Raw genomic sequence first — 19,839 nt, forward strand, 5'->3', positions numbered from 1 at the left:
ACTCCTTAACAACAGGCCAGTTCAAAATCGAGGCGTTCCGGCACGGTGCCATGCTCACTGTCCAGCGGCATAAAGCGGATCGCGAAACGGCTTTTATGTCCGGAAATTTGCGGGTAAAGCTGCTCGCCAAGAGAGAGATTCAAACGCAGAAGATCGGCGTCGTCGCCGTTATCCTGATAAAAACCGTTGAGACTGGTCTGCTTGCGGAACGGGGCAGAGTTACGCACAAGATCGAGGATCAGGGATAACGTTTGATTCATCGGCTCCAGACTGCCCATCCAGCTGTTCACCTGGCGATCGCGCTGTTCCTGCGGCATGTGCAGCCACATATGCAGCGTTGGAAGGTCAAAGCTACAGCAACCGCCCGGTATGCTCAGACGCTGACGCACCAGCGCAATCAGACGGTCCTCGCGTAAAAATTGTCCAACGCGCGGCGCGGCCATCAGCGTCGCGCTGCTGTTTTTTAGCTGCTGGCGTAAAGCGTCAATTCGACTTTTATCTACGCCCGGTACTTCGGCCCAGGCCTGTAATTTACGCTGCTGGCGCTCCAGCTCTTTCAACAGCTCAGTGCGGACATCGCCGCGTTCAATCACATCCAGCAGATCGCCCACGTTGCGGAAAAAATGCAGCGCGGTGGCGTGATCGTTGACGGGCAGATGTTGTGAAAGTTGTTGAATAAGAAATTCTATGCGTAGCCAGGTACGCATTTTTTCGTTAAGCGGATGCTCAAAAAGGATATGAGTCGACATTATGGTTTTTCCTGTGCAACGGCCTGCGCGGCGAAGGTCAGATACTTCGCGTGCAGACGAGCAACATCCGATGCAATGGCATCTGGTGCGCCGTTATTATCAATAACATCATCCGCAACGGCGAGGCGCGCTTCGCGCGTGGCCTGTGCGGCAAGAATTTGTTCAGCATGCTCGCGTGAAACATGGTCACGCGCCATGGTTCTCTGGATTTGCGTTTCGCGGGAAACGTCAATCACCAGCGTTCTGTCCGCCTTATTCTGTAGCTGATTTTCCACCAGTAACGGGATCACCCACAACACATAGGGCGAACTGGCTGCGGCAATCTGACGCTGAGTTTCATGGTGGATAATGGGGTGGAGCAGGGCATTAAGCCAGGCTTTTTCCGCCGGATCGGAAAATATGCACTCACGCAGCTGCCGACGATTCAGGGTGCCGTCAGCCTGTATCACACGGCGACCAAAATGCGCTTCGATGGCGTTTAAGGCGGGTGTATTGGGTTCTACCACCTGACGGGCAATGATATCGGCGTCGATAATCGTGATGCCGAGACGAGCAAACGCGTGCGCAACGGTGCTTTTACCACTACCGATGCCGCCGGTTAATGCGACGATATACCCCATTAAATCAGATCCTGGGAATTATTCAGTTTTAAAATCAGTTGCTTAAAATTCAAACTTACAACAGCCAATGTTTAGCTCTCTTTACCCGCTTTTTACCAGGTAAATTTATAGGATTGTAGCGTAAAAAAAGAGAATTTCGCAGTCTTGCGGAGCAGGTATTAGTGCGTATGATAGCGTCACTGGAGTTGTGCTTTTAATATATTTGCCTCTAACCCCAGGAATCCGCACATGCGTATTGAAGAAGATCTGAAGTTAGGTTTCAAAGACGTTCTTATCCGCCCTAAACGCTCTACACTGAAAAGTCGCTCAGACGTTGAACTCGAACGTCAATTCACCTTTAAGCATTCCGGTCAGACGTGGTCTGGCGTGCCGATTATCGCGGCCAACATGGACACCGTCGGGACCTTCGAGATGGCGACCGCGCTGGCGCAATTCGACATCCTTACTGCGGTACATAAACACTACAGCCCTGAGGAGTGGAATGCGTTTGTCGCCTCCGCCTCGGCTGACGTGGTGAAGCATGTGATGGTCTCGACCGGTACGTCTGATGCAGATTTCGAGAAAACCAAACAGATCCTGAACGCCAATCCGGCGCTGAATTTTGTCTGCATTGACGTGGCAAATGGTTATTCCGAGCATTTCGTCCAGTTCGTCAGCAAGGCGCGTGAAGCCTGGCCAACCAAAACCATCATCGCGGGCAACGTGGTGACCGGTGAAATGTGTGAAGAGCTGATCCTCTCCGGGGCCGACATTGTGAAAGTAGGCATTGGCCCGGGGTCCGTTTGCACCACGCGCGTGAAAACCGGTGTGGGTTATCCGCAGCTGTCTGCGGTAATTGAATGCGCTGACGCCGCGCACGGTCTGGGCGGCCAGATCATCAGCGACGGTGGCTGCACCATGCCAGGCGATGTGGCGAAAGCCTTCGGCGGCGGCGCGGACTTCGTGATGCTCGGCGGCATGCTGGCAGGCCACGAAGAGAGCGGCGGTACAGTGGTGGAAGAGAACGGTGAGAAATTCATGCTGTTCTACGGAATGAGCTCTGAATCTGCGATGACCCGTCACGTGGGTGGTGTCGCGAAATACCGTGCGGCGGAAGGCAAAACCGTTAAGCTGCCACTGCGTGGCCCGGTCGAAAACACGGCGCGCGATATCCTCGGCGGTCTGCGTTCTGCCTGCACCTACGTGGGGGCTTCCCGCCTGAAAGAGCTGACTAAACGCACGACGTTTATCCGCGTTCAGGAGCAGGAAAACCGCGTATTTAATAGCCTCTGACGGCTACGGCTGGCGCGCGTCCGTGCGCCAGCATTACCCCGCGCTCATTGCATCCCCCAGATGGAAAATCGGCAGATACATCGCCACCACCAGCGTGCCAATAATCAGACCTGTCACGACCAGTAGCAAAGGCTCAAGAAGCGCCGCCAGATTGTCTGCCTGCTGAAATGTCTGTTCCGTATGATGGCGGGCCAGATTCATCAGCATCACATCCAGTGAACCCGACACTTCTCCGGTGCGAATGAGCTGAATACACAGTGGTGTAAAAACAGAGGCCTTCTGGAAGGAGGACCACACGGGCATCCCCTGTTCGATATCGCTGCGTATCTCACGGAGTTTCTCCTGCCAATAGCCACTCTCAACGGTCTCCTCCACACTCTCCACTCCTTGTAAAAAGGCAATTCCAGCCTGCTGGGTTAATGACAGCACGGTAAAAATTTGCCCCAGTTTTTGCCCACGCATCAGCGTGCCCATCACCGGTACATGTAACAGGACGTACTGCCAGCGCGGATGCCGCCGCAGCTTACAGGCGATGACAACCATTGCCACGAGCAGGGCCAAAAGGGTGAGCATATGCGCCTGAACCAGGGCCGCCAGCCCCATGACTGCCTGCGTGAGCATAGGGAGCGGGGTGTTGAATGTTTTGTAGATTGCAGCAAACTCAGGCAAAACCAGCGTTACCATCGCCAGCACCACGAAAACGGCCAGCGTCAGGATGATCAGCGGATAGCGCAGCGCTTTCTTCACCTTTGCACTGAGCTGCTGCTGGGATTTTTGCTGCAGCGCAAGCTGACGGCAGCAGGCTTCGAGCTTACCCGTCAGCTCACCCGTCTTCACCATCGAGACATAAAGGGGGCTAAACACCTCTGGCCATTTCTTCATGGCCTCTGACAGGGCGCAACCTTCGCTCAGGTCATCAGCAAGACTGTGCAGCAGCGCCTGCCAGTGCTTCAAAGGATGCTGTTCCGCCAGCATGTGCAGGCTTTGGGACAGCGTGAGTCCGGCCTGTAGCAGCGTGGCGAGCTGGCGAAAAATATCGTAGCAGTGCTGCACCTGCCATCGGTGGCGCTGCTGGCAGCGTTTTAGCGCCAGCGGGTGCAGTTGTTTAAGCACCAGAGCCGTGTAAGCTGCGTTACGGTCGATGGCCCAGAGGGTGCCGGTTTGCACCTCCCCCTCGGTGGTCAGGGCACGCCAGCGCCAGAGCGAATTAGCAGCCATCGGGCATTCCCAGGACGCGCAACAGCTCTTCGAGCGTGGTCAGCCCTTGCTCCACGGCCATGCAGCCGTGCTCAAACAAAGATGTCATTCCCGCCTGACGAGCGCTTGAACCAATCACCTCCGTGCTTGCTCCGCTGGCGATGGCCTGCCGCAGCGTGTCGTCGATGACGAGCACTTCAAAAATGGCTACGCGACCATAAAAACCGTGGTAGCAGCGCTCGCAACCGGTGGGTTGCCAGCGAGGAAGCTGCCGGGGCCACAGCGTGCGAGGTAATTCGGTGTGGCGGCTGGCTTCCTGTCGGCAGTACGGGCATAAACGACGCACCAGCCGCTGGGCAATCACCATCGAGAGCGCAGAAGAGATCATCCAGCGCGCGACGCCCATCTGTTGCAGCCGTACCAGCGTTTCAGTCGTCGAATTAGTATGGAGGGTGGACAGCACCAGATGCCCGGTTTGCGCCGCCTTAATGGCAATTTCTGCCGTTTCGCCGTCACGAATTTCACCCACCATAATGATGTCAGGATCCTGCCTGAGCAGGGCACGCAGCACGCTCTGGAAGGTCAGCCCCGCGCGCGGATTAATCTGCGTCTGGTTTAAGCCTGCAAGCGGGATTTCAACGGGATCTTCCACGCTGCAAATATTAACGTCAGGGGTATTTCGCGCCTGTAACGCACTGTACAGCGTCACCGTTTTCCCGCTACCGGTCGGGCCGGTGACCAGAATCAACCCCTGAGGGCTGTTAAGCGCCCCGGCAAAACGGGCCTGCTGGTCTGCACTCATCCCCAGCAGTTCAAGCTCCAGTGCCTGCTGCACCTGGTGAAGCAGACGAAGCACGATTTTTTCTCCACCGCTACAGGGAAGGGTTGCGATACGAAAAGAGACGGGGACGCTTGCCAGCTCCACCGTAAACTGACCGTCCTGCGGCAAGCGTCGTACCGAGGGCGGCGGAAACCGGCGGTTGCGGGTAGAGAACACCGTCGATTCGCAAACGGATCTGGTAGCCGTGCTCCGTCGGTTCAATATGGATGTCAGAAGCCCGCTGGTTCACTGCCTGCTGCAACGTTGTACTGAGCACGTCAGCGGCTGAGTTTGGCGCTATTCCCGGCAGGTGTGATGATGAGAGGGACTGAAGCCGTTTTTCCATCCGTTCGGCCGTCCAGCACTCAATATCAATACGTTTCTGCGTGGCGAAGCGTAACGCTTCCATCAGCTCAGAGGCAGGATTACCCACCACCGCAATGCTGATCATCTCGGTGTCGCTTGCGAGTAGCAGTGCGTGATGGCGCTGACAGAGCGTCATAAGCTGTTCGGTGTTCATTGTCCACTCCTGTCAGTTGTTGTCGAAGCGGAAAACATCTTCACAGGCTTGTCTGAGCGCCGTGTCGGACGCAATGTTGCAGGCACGCGTCCAGCCCGTCATACCGTTACCGTCGCTCCAGATCGGTGTCATGAGCACTTCAAGTCCGTTAAGACTCTCCTGTCCTGTTAACGATACGACCCCCTTCGCCACGCTCATCGCTGAAACGTAACGCGTGGTTGTCGGGGAGGGGATGCCATTGGTTCCTGCGTCGCAGCGATCCACACCACCACGATCCAGGGCGCAAAGCTCAATAGCGGTGCGGTAGGGGATGAACGTTTGCAGCATATCGGTGAGCGCTGCTTTTCGCAGGTAGTTCTGATAAGCCGGGATGCCAATCGCGCTCAGGATGGCAATAATGCCAATGACCACCATTAGCTCAATCAGGGTAAATCCTTGTTGTCTGTTCATATCTGCTCCTTACGTTAAGTGGCGCTACTGTGGCAGTGTCGGCGCGCAGAAACGAGGGGCAAAAGCGCGAACGTGAAAGGGCTTTCAGGGAAATGATTCAGTGTTGCAGAGAAGGACAGCGTAATTGCGAGCGGTTTCGTATTTCCCCTCTCCGGGCGGAGAGGGGAAGATCAGTTATTTGAAGCGCATCGAGAGGTCCAGGGCACGTACGTGCTTGGTCAGGGCGCCAACGGAGATATAATCGACGCCGGTTTCAGCAAATTCGCGGAGGGTGTCGAACGTCACGTTGCCGGACACCTCAAGCTGCGCCTGGCCGTTTGTGCGTTTGACCGCTTCACGCATCTGCTCCGTGTCGAAGTTATCGAGCATGATGATGTCAGCCCCCGCTTTAATGGCCTCGTCCAGCTCATCCAGCGTTTCCACTTCCACTTCGACCGGCACATCCGGATGCAGCCAGAAGGCTTTTTCCACGGCCTGACGTACCGAGCCAGAGGCAATAATGTGGTTCTCTTTGATCAGGAAGGCATCGGATAGCCCCAGACGATGGTTGGCGCCACCGCCGCAGAGCACGGCGTATTTCAGCGCGGTGCGCAGGCCCGGCAGGGTTTTACGGGTATCCAGCAGCTGCGTGCGGGTGCCTGCCAGCAGGTCAACGTAGCGGCGTACTTCACTGGCAACGCCAGAGAGCGTTTGCACAAAATTGAGCGCGGTGCGTTCACCGGTCAGCAAGACGCGGGACGGGCCGTCCAGCTCGAACAGTGGCTGATTTGCCGTGACCGCATCACCGTCCTCAACGTGCCATGTTACCTGCACCTCGTCGCCCGCCAGCTGGGTAAAGACCTCCTCAACCCAGCGTTTGCCGCAGAAAACCCCCGCTTCGCGGGTGATGACTACCGCGTGCGACCGTGTCTCTTTTGACAACAATTGGGCGGTAATATCGTTATCGGCGCTGACGTCACCGCCGAGGTCTTCTCTCAGGGCATGGGCAACGCTTGCCGGGATATCACTATTAATACGTTCCAGAAGCGCGTCACGTCGGTGGTCGGGGTTATAGCGGCGAGGCGGCATGATAAAACTCCAAATTGGTAACGAATCATAATATTGAAACATGCTACTCTGAACCGAGTAACAGCACCATAGATAAGGAGTTCCAGCATGTTGTTAGAAAACGGATGGCTGGTGGACGCGCGACATGTACCGTCGCCGCACCACGATTGCCGCCCGGAGGATGAAAAGCCCACACTGCTGGTGGTTCACAACATAAGTCTCCCGCCAGGTGAGTTTGGCGGTCCGTGGATCGACGCGTTATTCACAGGAACGATAGATCCCGATGCTCATCCTTACTTTGCTGAGATTGCGCATTTGCGCGTATCGGCGCACTGCCTGATCCGCCGTGATGGCGAAGTGGTTCAGTATGTTCCTTTTGATAAGCGAGCCTGGCATGCCGGCGTGTCGATGTATCAGGGGCGCGAGCGGTGCAATGATTTCTCCATTGGAATTGAACTGGAAGGAACGGACACCACGCCTTACACCGATGCGCAATATCAGAAACTGGTTGCTGTGACGCAAACTTTAGTGGGGCTTTATCCCGCCATTGCAGACAATATTACGGGGCACAGCGACATCGCCCCCGAAAGAAAAACCGACCCCGGCCCGGCGTTTGACTGGTCCCGGTTTCACGCCATGCTTACCACGTCGTCAGATAAGGAGATAACATGACGTTGTTTACCATGCTGCTGGTTATGATCGCCGAACGCCTGTTTAAGCTCGGCGAGCACTGGCATCTGGATCATCGGCTGGAAGTGTTATTCCGCCGGATCAGGCATTTTTCCATGCTACGCACGCTGCTTATGACGGCAGGTGTGATGGTGATTACGTTCCTGTTGCTACGCTCACTTTACGGCCTCTTTTTCAACGTGCCGCTGCTGGTGGTATGGATACTGCTGGGCGTGTTGTGTATTGGCGCGGGCAAGGTGCGTTTGCACTATCACGCGTATCTGAAAGCTGCTTCCCGGGATGATGTCCACGCGCGCGGCGCGATGGCGAGCGAGCTGACGATGATCCACGGCGTACCGCCGGACTGCGATGAACGCGAATTTCTGCGCGAGCTACAAAACGCGCTGCTGTGGATTAACTTCCGTTACTACCTGGCGCCGCTGTTCTGGTTTGTGGTGGGCGGTCAATGGGGACCGGTACTGCTGATGGGCTATGCTTTTCTGCGCGCCTGGCAGACCTGGCTTGCCCGCTACCTTACGCCGCATGAACGTCTCCAGTCCGGCATTGATGCCATTCTGCACGTGCTCGACTGGCTTCCGGTGCGACTGGTCGGCGTGGTCTATGCCCTCATCGGTCACGGTGAAAAGGCGTTGCCAGCGTGGTTTGCCTCCCTTGCAGACCGCCATACCGCGCAGTATCAGGTCTTAACCCGACTGGCTCAATTCTCGCTGGCTCGCGAGCCGCACACGAACAAAGTCGAAACGCCTAAAGCTGCCGTCTCGATGGCGAAAAAAACGTCGTTTGTGGTGGTGGTGATTGTGGCGTTGCTGACGATTTACGGCACGCTGGTCTGACCCAGCGCGCCGAAGCCGTTACAGCGTATCCGCAGGCGGGATGCCGAAATCAGGCATCCCGTTGTCGTCCCAGCGGACGAGCTTCAGGCGAGTGTGGCGATTCGGATCGTAAAGCGGATCGCCTTCAATTTCAGTGTAGTTTCGCGCGTGGTAGACCAGCACATCGTCGCCTTCCGGCGTCTGCGTAAAGCTGTTATGGCCTGGTCCATACTGACGGTTTTCGTAGCTGGTGACGAACACCGGGCGCGGGGATTTATGCCAGTTAGCCGGGTTTTGCGGATCGGCATCTACGTCTATCCACAGTAATCCCATGCAGTAATTCTCGTCGGTGGCGCTGGCGGAATAGCTGATAAATAGCTTATCGCCATGGAACAGCACCGCCGGGCCTTCGTTGACCCAGAATCCGCGGCACTCCCAGTCATATTCCGGTTTACTGAGCATCACCGGCTCGCCTTTCAGCGTCCACGGATTTTCCATTTCACACAGGTAAAGATTGGAGTTACCGGAAATGTCCGGGGCTTTTTGCGCCCACAGATACCAGCGTTTGCCCTGATGCACAAAGGTAGTGGCATCCAGCGCGAAGGTGTCAAACGGGGTTTTGATTTGCCCTTTTTCCACCCATGTACCGGTGAGCGGATCGCGATCTGCGCATTCAATGGCGAACATGCGATGCTGGAACATCCCGAGTTCGTCGAGCGCCTGGGTATGTGTGGCGGCAAAGTAGATGTACCACTTGCCGTCGATATGATGCAGTTCCGGTGCCCAGATCAGCTGGCTCATCGGGCCAGTGTCGGGCTTGCGCCAGACAACTACCTCTTCGGCATTGTCTAAATCTTCCAGCGAGTCCGCGCGGCGGATCGCCAGCCGGTCATACTCCGGCACGGAGGCGATAAAGTAATATTGTCCTTCGTGACGCAGGATATACGGGTCGGCGCGTTGTTCAATAAACGGGTTTGGCCAGGTTTGCATTCGGCTTTCCTTATTTAGTCTCAGCGGCTTTAAATTCCTGATAGTCGCTCAGTTCACGATAGTTGGTGCGACGCTTCTCCAGATCGGACTGGATTTGCTTCATGGTCTCACGGTCCACTTTCAGCAGACGTACAACGCCCGCGGTAATTAAATATCCAATGCCAGGAATGACGGTAAAGAGCAGCACAATGCCGTTGATGGCATCCGCGCTCTGCGCTTTTGCGCCCGCGTCATAACCGTACCAGGAGAGCAGGAAGCCAACCATCGCCCCGGCAATCGCCAGACCCAGCTTCAGGAAGAAGATGTTGCCGGAAAAGCTTATCCCGGTGATACGTTTCCCGGTTTTCCATTCACCGTAGTCGTCCACGTCGGCCATCAGTGACCAGTGCAGAGGGGATGGGATCTGGTGCAGGATATTCAGCAGGACGTAAAGCACAACAATGGTTGTCGTCGCTTTCGGGTCGAAGAAGTAGAAGGCGCAGGAGAAAATCGCCAGCGCGATGTTGGTCCAGAAGAAGACCTTCAGCTTGCACCAGCGGTCGGTCAGCACTTTCGCCAGCATACTGCCGAACATCATGCCGACAACGCCCAGGCTGATAAACAGCGTGGCGAAATGGGTGCTTTGCCCCATTACCCAGGTGACGTAATACATGGTGGCCGCCATGCGGATAAAGCCCGGGCAGACGTTGCAGAGCGTCAGAAGCAGGATGCGCACCCACTGGTCATTCTTCCACACATCCTTCAGGTCGTTTTTCAGTTCGTCATGGGTTTGTACCGCCGGGCGAACGCGCTCGCGCACCGTGGCGAAGCAGAACAGGAACATGCAGGTACCAATCAGCGCCAGCACGGTCATCGCCATCTGGTAGCCTTTGGCTTTGTTATCCCCACCGAACCAGTCGGCCATTGGCAGGAGCGTAAGTGACAGCAGCAGCGTGGCGATACCGACCATAACAAAACGATAGGACTGGCAGGCAACGCGCTCTTTCGGGTCGTTGGTGATCACGCCACCGAGCGAGCAGTACGGAATGTTGATGGCGGTATAGGTCAGCGACAGCAGGAAGTAGGTGACAAATGCATAGATAACTTTGCTGTTATAGCTCCACTCTGGGGTGGTGAACATCAGGATGCTGAACAGCGCATAGGGGAAGGCAATCCACAGTAGCCATGGACGAAATCGGCCATATTTGCTGCGGGTACGGTCGGCAATCGCGCCCATGATTGGGTCCGTTACGGCGTCAATCACGCGAACGGACAGCAGCAGTACCCCAACCAGCGCAGGCGCCAGACCAAAAATATCCGTATAAAAATAGTTAACAAATAACATGATGGCGCCAAAGATAATGTTGCATCCGGCGTCACCCATGCCATAGCCGATCTTTTCTTTTACTGACAGTTTGTTGTTATCCATCGACAGATCTCCGGGTTTCGGTATGGAGAGAATTATTCGCTGGCAAACGGATATATGCGTTGCAATATAAGGGCGGTGATATGGAGGATTTTGCTGTTGGCGTGAATTTGTGAGGAAGGTAACAAGACGCTGTACCCGCAACCGCGGGTACAGCGAGAAAACACTTAGTGCGCTTTCACCGTTTTGGTATTTTTCTGTTTCACCATATAGCCCACGCCGAGGATCGCAATCCACACCGGGATGAGGTAGACGGAAATCGCCATGCCTGGCGTGATGAGCATGATGACCAGCACGGCCGCCATGAACAGCAGGCAAACCCAGTTCCCCAGCGGATAGAGCAGGGCAGGGAAGCGCGTGGTTACGCCCTGCTGCTGCTTGGCGCGGCGGAACTTGATGTGCGCGAGGCTAATCATCGCCCAGTTGATCACCAGCGCGGAAACCACCAACGCCATCAGCAGGCCGAAGGCCGATTCCGGTGCCAGGTAGTTAATCAGAACGCAAAGCGCCGTCACGACCGCCGACACGATAATGGTGTTAACCGGTACGCCACGTTTATCAACGGTAAGCAGCGCTTTCGGTGCGTTGCCCTGTTGCGCCAGGCCGAACAGCATACGGCTGTTGCAGTAAACGCAGCTGTTATAAACAGAGAGCGCGGCGGTCAGCACTACGACGTTAAGCGCGTTCGCCACGAAGGTGTCGCCCAGCTCGTGGAAGATCAGCACAAACGGGCTGGTATCCGCCGTGACGCGTGTCCATGGCAGCAGGGAGAGCAGGACCGCCAGGGAGCCCACGTAGAAGATCAGAATACGGTAGATAACCTGATTTGTGGCTTTCGGGATGCTCTGCTCCGGGTTGTCGGCTTCCGCGGCGGTGATGCCCACCAGCTCCAGACCGCCGAAGGAGAACATAATGATCGCCATCATCATTACCAGGCCGGTCATGCCGTGCGGCAGGAACCCGCCCTGTTCCCAGAGGTTGCGCACGGTTGCCTGCGGGCCACCGTTGCCGCTGAAGAGCAGCCAGCCGCCAAAAATGATCATCGCTACAACGGCAATTACTTTGATAATGGCGAACCAGAACTCCATTTCCCCAAACACTTTCACGTTGGTCAGGTTGATGGCGTTGATCAGCACGAAGAAGACTGCCGCAGACGCCCAGGTGGGGATCTCCGGGTACCAGAATTGAATGTATTTACCGACGGCGGTGAGTTCCGCCATAGCAACCAGCACGTAAAGAACCCAGTAGTTCCATCCAGAGGCGAAGCCCGCAAAGCTGCCCCAGTATTTATAGGCAAAGTGGCTAAAAGAGCCTGCAACCGGCTCCTCAACGACCATTTCCCCTAACTGGCGCATAATCAAAAACGCAATGAAACCTGCAATTGCGTAACCCAGAATAATGCCCGGACCGGCCGACTGGATAACGGACGCACTGCCCAGAAACAGGCCAGTACCAATAGCACCGCCCAGGGCGATGAGCTGAATATGGCGGTTTTTAAGGCCGCGCTTTAGCTGATCGCCATGCTGTTGAGCTTCCATTTGAAACCTCGTGTGTGGTTGTTATGTTCACGCTGTGCGTGTGTAATTATGAAAGTCCATATTCTGTATTTATTTCTTTACGGTTAACGATACCGAAAAAAGCGGAGATGGCTTCCGTTAGCGCCAGAATAGTGGTAAGTGCCAGCGAATGCACCTGCTTTATGAAGGGATGATGACGACTTGAATAAAAAGAAACCAATTGTAAATCGGTACGTTAACCCCTCATACCCCAACCTATAGAATAGAAATGCGTCATAAGTGGACGAATTTTCATATTTTGCCTTGTTGAATCGCTTCAGATTGCAAAATCCCTCGTTTAAATATGGTTAAAACTGCCCCTTTGGGAGTAACCATTTCATTTGTGCAAAGTTACATTCCTGAAACGTTAGTTCTGTAAGGTTGTTAAAATGTGCCGGGTTTCCTGATTTCAATCAAAACCAATATGGACAGAAGGTGAATACTTTGTTACTTTAGCGATACGAACATGAAATTGGTAAGACCAATTGACTCCGGGCAAAAAGGCGTAAGACAGGGAATATGGCCTACAGCAAAATTCGCCAACCAAAACTTTCCGATGTGATTGAGCAGCAGCTGGAGTTTTTGATTCTCGAAGGGACACTGCGCCCGGGCGAGAAACTCCCGCCAGAACGCGAGCTGGCAAAACAGTTCGACGTTTCACGCCCCTCTCTGCGTGAGGCGATTCAACGTCTCGAAGCAAAGGGCCTGTTGCTCCGTCGTCAGGGTGGCGGAACCTTTGTGCAAAACAGCCTGTGGCAGAGCTTCAGCGACCCGCTGGTAGAACTTCTCTCTGACCACCCAGAATCCCAGTTTGATCTGCTTGAGACCCGTCACGCGCTGGAAGGTATCGCGGCCTATTACGCCGCCCTTCGCAGCACTGATGAAGACCGCGTACGTATTCGCGAGCTGCATCAGGCCATTGAACGGGCACAGCAGTCCGGCGACTTAGACGCCGAATCCAGCGCCGTTGTCCAGTATCAAATTGCCGTCACCGAAGCAGCGCACAACGTGGTGCTCCTCCATCTGCTACGCTGCATGGAGCCCATGCTGGCCCAGAACGTTCGTCAGAATTTTGAATTGTTGTATGCCCGTCGGGAGATGCTCCCGCTGGTAAGCAACCATCGCACCCGAGTATTCGAGGCGATAATGGCCGGGGAACCGGAGCAGGCGCGTGAAGCGTCGCACCGCCATCTGGCTTTCATTGAGGAAATCTTGCTGGACCGCAGCCGTGAACAATCGCGTCGCGAGCGTTCATTGCGCCGCATACAGCAACGAAAGGATTAAGCGCCAGGTACTTTTAGAGCGCGGCAACTAAACGCAGAACCTGTCTTATTGTGTTCTTAACCGAGAGCACAATGGGACAGGTTCCAGACAAATCAACGTATTAGATAGATAAGGAATACCCCCATGTCAGAACGTCTCCAAAATGACGTGGATCCGATCGAAACTCGCGACTGGCTACAGGCGATCGAATCGGTCATCCGTGAAGAAGGTGTTGAGCGTGCTCAGTATCTGATTGATCAGCTGCTTTCAGAAGCGCGCAAAGGCGGCGTGAAAGTGGCTTCAGGTGCAGGGGCTAGCAACTACGTAAACACGATTGCCGTCGAAGACGAACCGGAATATCCGGGCAATCTGGATCTGGAACGCCGTATCCGTTCTGCTATCCGCTGGAACGCTATCATGACCGTTCTGCGCGCATCCAAGAAAGATCTGGAACTGGGTGGCCACATGGCGTCCTTCCAGTCCTCTGCGACCGTTTACGAAGTGTGCTTCAACCACTTCTTCCGTGCAGCCAACGAGAAAGACGGCGGCGATCTGGTGTACTTCCAGGGCCACATCTCTCCGGGCATCTATGCACGTGCCTTCCTGGAAGGTCGTCTGACTGAAGAGCAGATGAACAACTTCCGTCAGGAAGTTCACGGTAAGGGTCTGTCTTCTTATCCGCACCCTAAACTGATGCCTGAGTTCTGGCAGTTCCCGACCGTATCTATGGGTCTGGGTCCAATTGGTGCAATCTATCAGGCTAAATTCCTGAAGTACCTGGAACACCGTGGTCTGAAAGACACCTCTGAGCAGACCGTTTACGCCTTCCTGGGCGACGGTGAAATGGATGAGCCAGAATCTAAAGGCGCGATCACCATCGCGACCCGTGAGAAGCTGGACAACCTGTGCTTCATCATCAACTGTAACCTGCAACGTCTGGATGGTCCGGTAACCGGTAACGGCAAGATCATTAACGAACTGGAAGGCATCTTCGCGGGTGCAGGCTGGAACGTGATCAAAGTCATGTGGGGCGGTCGGTGGGATGAGCTGCTGCGTAAAGACACCAGCGGTAAACTGATCCAGCTGATGAACGAAACCGTTGACGGCGACTACCAGACCTTCAAATCCAAAGACGGTGCCTACGTTCGTGAGCACTTCTTCGGCAAATATCCTGAAACCGCAGCCCTGGTTGCAGACTGGACTGACGAGCAGATCTGGGCGCTGAACCGCGGTGGTCACGATCCGAAGAAAGTTTACGCTGCACTGAAAAAAGCGCAGGAAACCAAAGGTAAAGCGACTGTGATCCTGGCCCACACCATCAAAGGTTACGGCATGGGTGATACCGCAGAAGGTAAAAACATCGCTCACCAGGTTAAGAAAATGAACATGGACGGCGTGCGTTATATCCGCGACCGTTTCAACGTTCCAGTGACCGATGAGCAGGTAGAAAACCTGTCTTACATCACCTTCCCGGAAGGGTCTGAAGAGCACAAGTACCTGCACGAACGTCGTCAGGCGCTGAAAGGCTACCTGCCTGCTCGTCAGCCTAACTTCACCGAGAAGCTGGAACTGCCAGCCCTGGAAGACTTCTCTCAGCTGCTGGAAGAGCAGAACAAAGAGATCTCTACCACTATCGCTTTCGTTCGTGCCCTGAACGTGATGCTGAAGAACAAGTCAATCAAAGATCGTCTGGTTCCAATCATCGCCGACGAAGCGCGTACTTTCGGTATGGAAGGTCTGTTCCGTCAGATCGGTATCTACAGCCCGAACGGCCAGCAGTACACCCCGCAGGACCGTGAGCAGGTTGCATACTACAAAGAAGACGAGAAAGGTCAGATCCTGCAGGAAGGTATCAACGAGCTGGGCGCAGGCGCATCCTGGCTGGCTGCTGCGACCTCTTACAGCACCAACAACCTGCCGATGATCCCGTTCTACATCTACTACTCCATGTTCGGGTTCCAGCGTATCGGTGATCTGTGCTGGCAGGCAGGCGACCAGCAGGCTCGCGGCTTCCTGATCGGTGGTACTTCTGGTCGTACGACCCTGAACGGTGAAGGTCTGCAGCACGAAGATGGTCACAGCCACATTCAGTCTCTGACTATCCCTAACTGTATCTCTTACGACCCGTCTTACGCGTACGAAGTGGCAGTCATCATGCATGACGGTCTGCAGCGCATGTACGGTGAAGCGCAAGAGAACGTTTACTACTACATCACCACCCTGAACGAAAACTACCACATGCCGGCAATGCCAGCAGGTGCCGAGGAAGGTATCCGTAAAGGTATCTACAAACTCGAAACCATCGAAGGTAGCAAAGGTAAAGTTCAGCTGCTGGGCTCCGGTTCTATCCTGCGTCACGTTCGTGAAGCAGCGCAGATCCTGGCGAAAGACTACGGTGTGGGTTCCGATGTGTACTCTGTGACCTCCTTCACTGAACTGGCGCGTGATGGCCAGGATTGTGAGCGCTGGAACATGCTGCACCCAATGGAAACCCCACGCGTTCCGTACATCGCTCAGGTGATGAACGACGCGCCAGCGGTGGCGTCTACTGACTATATGAAACTGTTCGCTGAGCAGGTTCGTACTTACGTTCCAGCTGATGATTATCGCGTACTGGGTACTGACGGCTTCGGTCGTTCTGACAGCCGCGAAAACCTGCGTCACCACTTCGAAGTTGATGCTTCCTACGTGGTTGTAGCAGCACTGGGCGAACTGGCTAAACGTGGCGAAATCGATAAGAAAGTGGTTGCGGACGCAATCACCAAATTCAACATCGATGCAGATAAAGTTAACCCGCGTCTGGCGTAAGAGGTAAAAGAATAATGGCTATCGAAATCAATGTACCGGACATCGGGGCTGATGAAGTTGAAATCACCGAGATCCTGGTCAAAGTAGGCGACAAAGTTGAAGCTGAACAGTCGCTGATCACCGTAGAAGGCGACAAAGCCTCTATGGAAGTCCCGTCTCCTCAGGCTGGCATCGTTAAAGAGATCAAAGTCTCTGTTGGCGATAAAACCGAGACTGGCAAACTGATCATGATTTTCGATTCCGCCGACGGTGCAGCAGCTGCTGCACCTGCGCAGGAAGAGAAGAAAGAAGCCGCTCCTGCTGCTGCTCCAGCAGCGGCCGCGGCAGCGAAAGAAGTAAATGTGCCTGATATCGGCGGTGACGAAGTTGAAGTTACCGAAATCCTGGTGAAAGTGGGCGACACCGTTGCGGCTGAGCAGTCACTGATCACCGTAGAAGGCGACAAAGCCTCTATGGAAGTGCCAGCACCGTTCGCCGGTACCGTTAAAGAGATCAAGATCAACACCGGTGACAAAGTGTCTACCGGCTCGCTGATCATGGTCTTCGAAGTGGCGGGTGCAGCACCTGCCGCTGCGCCTGCTCAGGCTGCTGCTCCGGCTCCGGCCGCTGCACCAGCGGCTGCTGGCGGCGCGAAAGACGTTAACGTACCGGATATCGGCGGTGACGAAGTTGAAGTGACCGAAGTGATGGTGAAAGTGGGCGACAAAGTTGCCGCTGAACAGTCACTGATCACCGTTGAAGGCGACAAAGCTTCTATGGAAGTGCCTGCGCCGTTCGCCGGTACCGTTAAAGAGATCAAAATCAGCACCGGCGACAAAGTGTCTACCGGCTCTCTGATCATGGTCTTCGAAGTGGAAGGCGCAGCGCCTGCCGCCGCTCCGGCTGCCGCGGCTGCTCCGGCACCTGCTGCTGCACCGGCTCAGGCTGCTAAACCTGCTGCTGCCCCTGCTGCTAAAGCAGAAAAATCTGAGTTCGCTGAAAACGACGCTTACGTCCACGCGACTCCGCTGATTCGTCGCCTGGCGCGCGAATTCGGTGTGAACCTGGCGAAAGTGAAGGGCACCGGCCGTAAAGGTCGTATCCTGCGCGAAGACGTTCAGGCTTACGTGAAAGACGCGGTGAAACGCGCCGAAGCTGCACCTGCAGCAGCAGCTGGCGGCGGTATCCCGGGCATGCTGCCATGGCCGAAAGTGGACTTCAGCAAGTTCGGTGAAATCGAAGAAGTGGAGCTGGGCCGTATCCAGAAAATCTCTGGTGCTAACCTGAGCCGTAACTGGGTGATGATCCCGCACGTTACGCACTTCGACAAGACCGATATCACCGATCTGGAAGCGTTCCGTAAACAGCAGAACGCCGAAGCTGAGAAGCGTAAGCTGGACGTGAAGTTCACCCCAGTGGTCTTTATCATGAAGGCCGTTGCCGCTGCCCTTGAGCAGATGCCACGCTTCAACAGCTCCCTGTCCGAAGACGGCCAGAAGCTGACGCTGAAGAAATACATCAACATCGGTGTTGCGGTTGATACGCCAAATGGTCTGGTGGTTCCGGTCTTCAAAGACGTGAACAAGAAGAGCATTACCGAGCTGTCCCGTGAACTGACCACCATCTCCAAAAAAGCGCGTGATGGTAAGCTGACTGCCGGCGAAATGCAGGGCGGCTGCTTCACTATCTCCAGCATCGGCGGCCTGGGTACCACCCACTTCGCGCCGATTGTAAACGCGCCGGAAGTGGCTATCCTCGGTGTGTCCAAGTCCGCGATGGAGCCGGTGTGGAATGGCAAAGAGTTCGTGCCGCGTCTGATGATGCCAATCTCTCTCTCCTTCGACCACCGCGTAATCGACGGGGCTGATGGTGCGCGTTTCATCACCATCATCAACAACACCCTGAGCGACATTCGCCGCCTGGTGATGTAATCGAAAAGCCGGCCAGTCGGCCGGCTTTTTTCTGATAATCTCATGGGGTTTTTGAGGTTATTGGTGAAAGCGATAATTCGTGAGCCGTTTGTTGTTTCAAAATTGTTAACAATTTTGTAAAATACGGGCGGATAGAACGACCCGGTGGACGACGGGTATACATTAAGAGGTCATGATGAGCACAGAAATCAAAACTCAGGTCGTAGTACTTGGGGCAGGCCCGGCAGGTTACTCCGCAGCATTTCGCGCCGCGGATTTAGGTCTGGAAACCGTCATCGTAGAACGTTACAGCACCCTCGGCGGTGTTTGTCTGAACGTCGGCTGTATCCCTTCTAAAGCGCTGCTGCACGTAGCGAAAGTTATCGAAGAAGCCAAAGCGCTGGCTGAACACGGTATCGTCTTCGGCGAGCCGAAAACCGATATCGACAAAATTCGTACCTGGAAAGAGAAAGTTATCACTCAGCTGACCGGCGGTCTGGCGGGTATGGCCAAAGGCCGTAAAGTGAAAGTGGTAAACGGTCTGGGTAAATTCACCGGTGCGAACACCCTGGAAGTGGAAGGCGAAAACGGCAAAACCGTGATCAACTTCGACAACGCGATCATCGCGGCAGGCTCTCGCCCAATCGAACTGCCATTCATTCCACATGAAGATCCACGCGTGTGGGATTCCACCGATGCGCTGGAGCTGAAAACCGTTCCTAAGCGTCTGCTGGTTATGGGCGGCGGTATCATCGGTCTGGAAATGGGTACTGTGTACCATGCGCTGGGTTCAGAGATCGACGTGGTTGAAATGTTCGACCAGGTTATCCCGGCAGCCGACAAAGATATCGTTAAAGTCTTCACCAAACGCATCAGCAAGAAATTCAACCTGATGCTGGAAACCAAAGTGACTGCCGTTGAAGCGAAAGAAGACGGTATTTACGTTTCCATGGAAGGCAAAAAAGCCCCATCCGAACCACAGCGTTACGACGCCGTGCTGGTGGCTATCGGCCGTGTGCCGAACGGTAAAAATCTCGACGCGGGCAAAGCTGGCGTGGAAGTGGACGACCGTGGCTTCATCCGCGTTGACAAACAGCTGCGTACCAACGTGCCGCACATCTTTGCTATCGGCGATATCGTCGGTCAGCCAATGCTGGCGCACAAAGGTGTTCACGAAGGTCATGTTGCCGCTGAAGTTATCGCCGGCATGAAGCATTACTTCGATCCGAAAGTGATCCCATCTATCGCGTATACCGAGCCAGAAGTTGCATGGGTTGGTCTGACTGAGAAAGAAGCGAAAGAGAAAGGCATCAGCTACGAAACTGCCACCTTCCCGTGGGCTGCTTCTGGCCGTGCTATCGCGTCCGACTGCGCAGACGGTATGACCAAACTGATCTTCGACAAAGAGACTCACCGCGTCATCGGTGGTGCGATTGTCGGTACCAACGGCGGCGAGCTGCTGGGTGAAATCGGTCTGGCTATCGAAATGGGCTGCGACGCAGAAGACATCGCGCTGACCATCCACGCACACCCGACTCTGCATGAGTCCGTGGGCCTGGCGGCAGAAGTGTTTGAAGGTAGCATTACCGACCTGCCAAACGCGAAAGCGAAGAAGAAATAAGTTTCTTCTTGATTGCGAAACGCCTCCGAAGGAGGCGTTTTTTTTGGCAGTAATTCCAAATTGCTAACTATTAATGTTAATAAGACAATCAATCAATTATTTATATGCCATTCAGCAAGTGTATTTATAT

At 54.8% G+C, this 19,839-nt stretch carries 15 protein-coding genes and 1 pseudogene; 7 read left to right on the forward strand and 9 right to left on the reverse strand.

The window, feature by feature from the left end:
* Positions 1-5: 5 nt before the first annotated feature.
* Positions 6-749 carry a cell division protein ZapD gene (gene zapD / locus INF86_RS17840; protein ID WP_022647052.1) on the reverse strand — a complete coding sequence of 248 codons (744 nt, stop codon included), beginning with the start codon at positions 747-749 and terminating at the stop codon, positions 6-8.
* Positions 749-1,369: a dephospho-CoA kinase gene (gene coaE / locus INF86_RS17845; protein WP_038415344.1), complete on the reverse strand. Its 621-nt coding sequence runs from the start codon at positions 1,367-1,369 to the stop codon at positions 749-751. Before coaE ends, zapD begins: the two co-directional genes overlap by 1 nt.
* A gap of 228 nt (positions 1,370-1,597) precedes the next feature.
* Here coaE and INF86_RS17850 point away from each other — a divergent pair, with 228 nt between their 5' ends.
* A complete protein-coding gene (locus INF86_RS17850) occupies positions 1,598-2,641 on the forward strand; it encodes a GMP reductase (RefSeq protein WP_022647054.1) in 1,044 nt (347 codons plus the stop codon).
* 33 nt (positions 2,642-2,674) lie between these two features.
* On the opposite strand, the gene hofC is transcribed toward INF86_RS17850, so the two are convergent.
* From hofC to nadC, 4 genes and pseudogenes are all read right to left on the reverse strand, one after another.
* On the reverse strand, positions 2,675-3,859 hold the full coding sequence (hofC, locus tag INF86_RS17855) for a protein transport protein HofC (RefSeq protein WP_193543771.1): 1,185 nt from the start codon (positions 3,857-3,859) through the stop codon (positions 2,675-2,677).
* A pseudogene (gspE, locus tag INF86_RS17860) lies at positions 3,849-5,178 on the reverse strand (type II secretion system protein GspE). Before gspE ends, hofC begins: the two are co-directional and overlap by 11 nt.
* A 12-nt stretch (positions 5,179-5,190) precedes the next feature.
* On the reverse strand, positions 5,191-5,628 hold the full coding sequence (gene ppdD / locus INF86_RS17865; RefSeq protein ID WP_023299332.1) for a prepilin peptidase-dependent pilin: 438 nt from the start codon (positions 5,626-5,628) through the stop codon (positions 5,191-5,193).
* Positions 5,629-5,802: 174 nt separating this feature from the next.
* The gene (gene nadC, locus INF86_RS17870) at positions 5,803-6,696 is read right to left on the reverse strand and encodes a carboxylating nicotinate-nucleotide diphosphorylase (protein WP_063148363.1); all 894 of its coding nucleotides are present in this window, start codon (positions 6,694-6,696) and stop codon (positions 5,803-5,805) included.
* Positions 6,697-6,783: 87 nt separating this feature from the next.
* Between nadC and ampD the strand changes: the two genes are divergently transcribed.
* Both ampD and ampE read left to right on the forward strand, forming a co-directional pair.
* Complete coding sequence (gene ampD, locus INF86_RS17875; protein WP_022647059.1) at positions 6,784-7,347, forward strand: 1,6-anhydro-N-acetylmuramyl-L-alanine amidase AmpD; 564 nt, start codon at positions 6,784-6,786, stop codon at positions 7,345-7,347.
* Positions 7,344-8,198 carry a beta-lactamase regulator AmpE gene (gene ampE, locus INF86_RS17880; RefSeq protein WP_157508433.1) on the forward strand — a complete coding sequence of 285 codons (855 nt, stop codon included), beginning with the start codon at positions 7,344-7,346 and terminating at the stop codon, positions 8,196-8,198. Before ampD ends, ampE begins: the two co-directional genes overlap by 4 nt.
* 18 nt (positions 8,199-8,216) lie before the next feature.
* Here the strand turns inward: ampE and INF86_RS17885 are convergent, their stop codons facing one another.
* The 3 genes from INF86_RS17885 to aroP form a co-directional block, all read right to left on the reverse strand.
* Positions 8,217-9,167, reverse strand: coding sequence for a family 43 glycosylhydrolase (locus INF86_RS17885; protein WP_105323015.1), 951 nt, complete (start codon positions 9,165-9,167; stop codon positions 8,217-8,219).
* Positions 9,168-9,177: 10 nt separating this feature from the next.
* Entirely contained in the window at positions 9,178-10,575 is a 1,398-nt protein-coding gene (locus tag INF86_RS17890; RefSeq protein WP_022647062.1) for a glycoside-pentoside-hexuronide (GPH):cation symporter, read from the reverse strand.
* 164 nt (positions 10,576-10,739) lie between these two features.
* Positions 10,740-12,110 (reverse strand): aromatic amino acid transporter AroP, encoded by a 1,371-nt coding sequence (gene aroP / locus INF86_RS17895; protein ID WP_193543772.1) that lies wholly within the window; start codon positions 12,108-12,110, stop codon positions 10,740-10,742.
* Positions 12,111-12,647: 537 nt separating this feature from the next.
* Here aroP and pdhR point away from each other — a divergent pair.
* The 4 genes from pdhR to lpdA all read left to right on the forward strand — a co-directional run bounded on the left by pdhR (position 12,648) and on the right by lpdA (position 19,709).
* Positions 12,648-13,412 carry a pyruvate dehydrogenase complex transcriptional repressor PdhR gene (gene pdhR, locus INF86_RS17900; RefSeq protein ID WP_006173806.1) on the forward strand — a complete coding sequence of 255 codons (765 nt, stop codon included), beginning with the start codon at positions 12,648-12,650 and terminating at the stop codon, positions 13,410-13,412.
* A gap of 123 nt (positions 13,413-13,535) precedes the next feature.
* A complete protein-coding gene (aceE, locus tag INF86_RS17905; protein ID WP_022647064.1) occupies positions 13,536-16,199 on the forward strand; it encodes a pyruvate dehydrogenase (acetyl-transferring), homodimeric type in 2,664 nt (887 codons plus the stop codon).
* A gap of 14 nt (positions 16,200-16,213) precedes the next feature.
* On the forward strand, positions 16,214-18,109 hold the full coding sequence (gene aceF / locus INF86_RS17910; protein WP_022647065.1) for a pyruvate dehydrogenase complex dihydrolipoyllysine-residue acetyltransferase: 1,896 nt from the start codon (positions 16,214-16,216) through the stop codon (positions 18,107-18,109).
* 175 nt (positions 18,110-18,284) lie between these two features.
* The gene (gene lpdA, locus INF86_RS17915; protein WP_003856313.1) at positions 18,285-19,709 is read left to right on the forward strand and encodes a dihydrolipoyl dehydrogenase; all 1,425 of its coding nucleotides are present in this window, start codon (positions 18,285-18,287) and stop codon (positions 19,707-19,709) included.
* Positions 19,710-19,839: the final 130 nt, after the last annotated feature.

The sequence above is a fragment of the Enterobacter cloacae complex sp. I1M genome, from assembly GCF_014982425.1.
Lineage (GTDB): Bacteria > Pseudomonadota > Gammaproteobacteria > Enterobacterales > Enterobacteriaceae > Enterobacter > Enterobacter intestinihominis.

Coding starts and splice junctions, on each gene's coding strand:
- ppdD (WP_023299332.1), bottom strand. CDS start 5,628: ATGAACAGACAACAAGGATTTACCCTGATTGAGCTAATGGTGGTCATT.
- coaE (WP_038415344.1), bottom strand. CDS start 1,369: ATGGGGTATATCGTCGCATTAACCGGCGGCATCGGTAGTGGTAAAAGC.
- aceF (WP_022647065.1), top strand. CDS start 16,214: ATGGCTATCGAAATCAATGTACCGGACATCGGGGCTGATGAAGTTGAA.
- pdhR (WP_006173806.1), top strand. CDS start 12,648: ATGGCCTACAGCAAAATTCGCCAACCAAAACTTTCCGATGTGATTGAG.
- INF86_RS17885 (WP_105323015.1), bottom strand. CDS start 9,167: ATGCAAACCTGGCCAAACCCGTTTATTGAACAACGCGCCGACCCGTAT.
- ampE (WP_157508433.1), top strand. CDS start 7,344: ATGACGTTGTTTACCATGCTGCTGGTTATGATCGCCGAACGCCTGTTT.
- aroP (WP_193543772.1), bottom strand. CDS start 12,110: ATGGAAGCTCAACAGCATGGCGATCAGCTAAAGCGCGGCCTTAAAAAC.
- INF86_RS17850 (WP_022647054.1), top strand. CDS start 1,598: ATGCGTATTGAAGAAGATCTGAAGTTAGGTTTCAAAGACGTTCTTATC.
- zapD (WP_022647052.1), bottom strand. CDS start 749: ATGTCGACTCATATCCTTTTTGAGCATCCGCTTAACGAAAAAATGCGT.
- ampD (WP_022647059.1), top strand. CDS start 6,784: ATGTTGTTAGAAAACGGATGGCTGGTGGACGCGCGACATGTACCGTCG.
- hofC (WP_193543771.1), bottom strand. CDS start 3,859: ATGGCTGCTAATTCGCTCTGGCGCTGGCGTGCCCTGACCACCGAGGGG.
- nadC (WP_063148363.1), bottom strand. CDS start 6,696: ATGCCGCCTCGCCGCTATAACCCCGACCACCGACGTGACGCGCTTCTG.
- INF86_RS17890 (WP_022647062.1), bottom strand. CDS start 10,575: ATGGATAACAACAAACTGTCAGTAAAAGAAAAGATCGGCTATGGCATG.
- lpdA (WP_003856313.1), top strand. CDS start 18,285: ATGAGCACAGAAATCAAAACTCAGGTCGTAGTACTTGGGGCAGGCCCG.
- aceE (WP_022647064.1), top strand. CDS start 13,536: ATGTCAGAACGTCTCCAAAATGACGTGGATCCGATCGAAACTCGCGAC.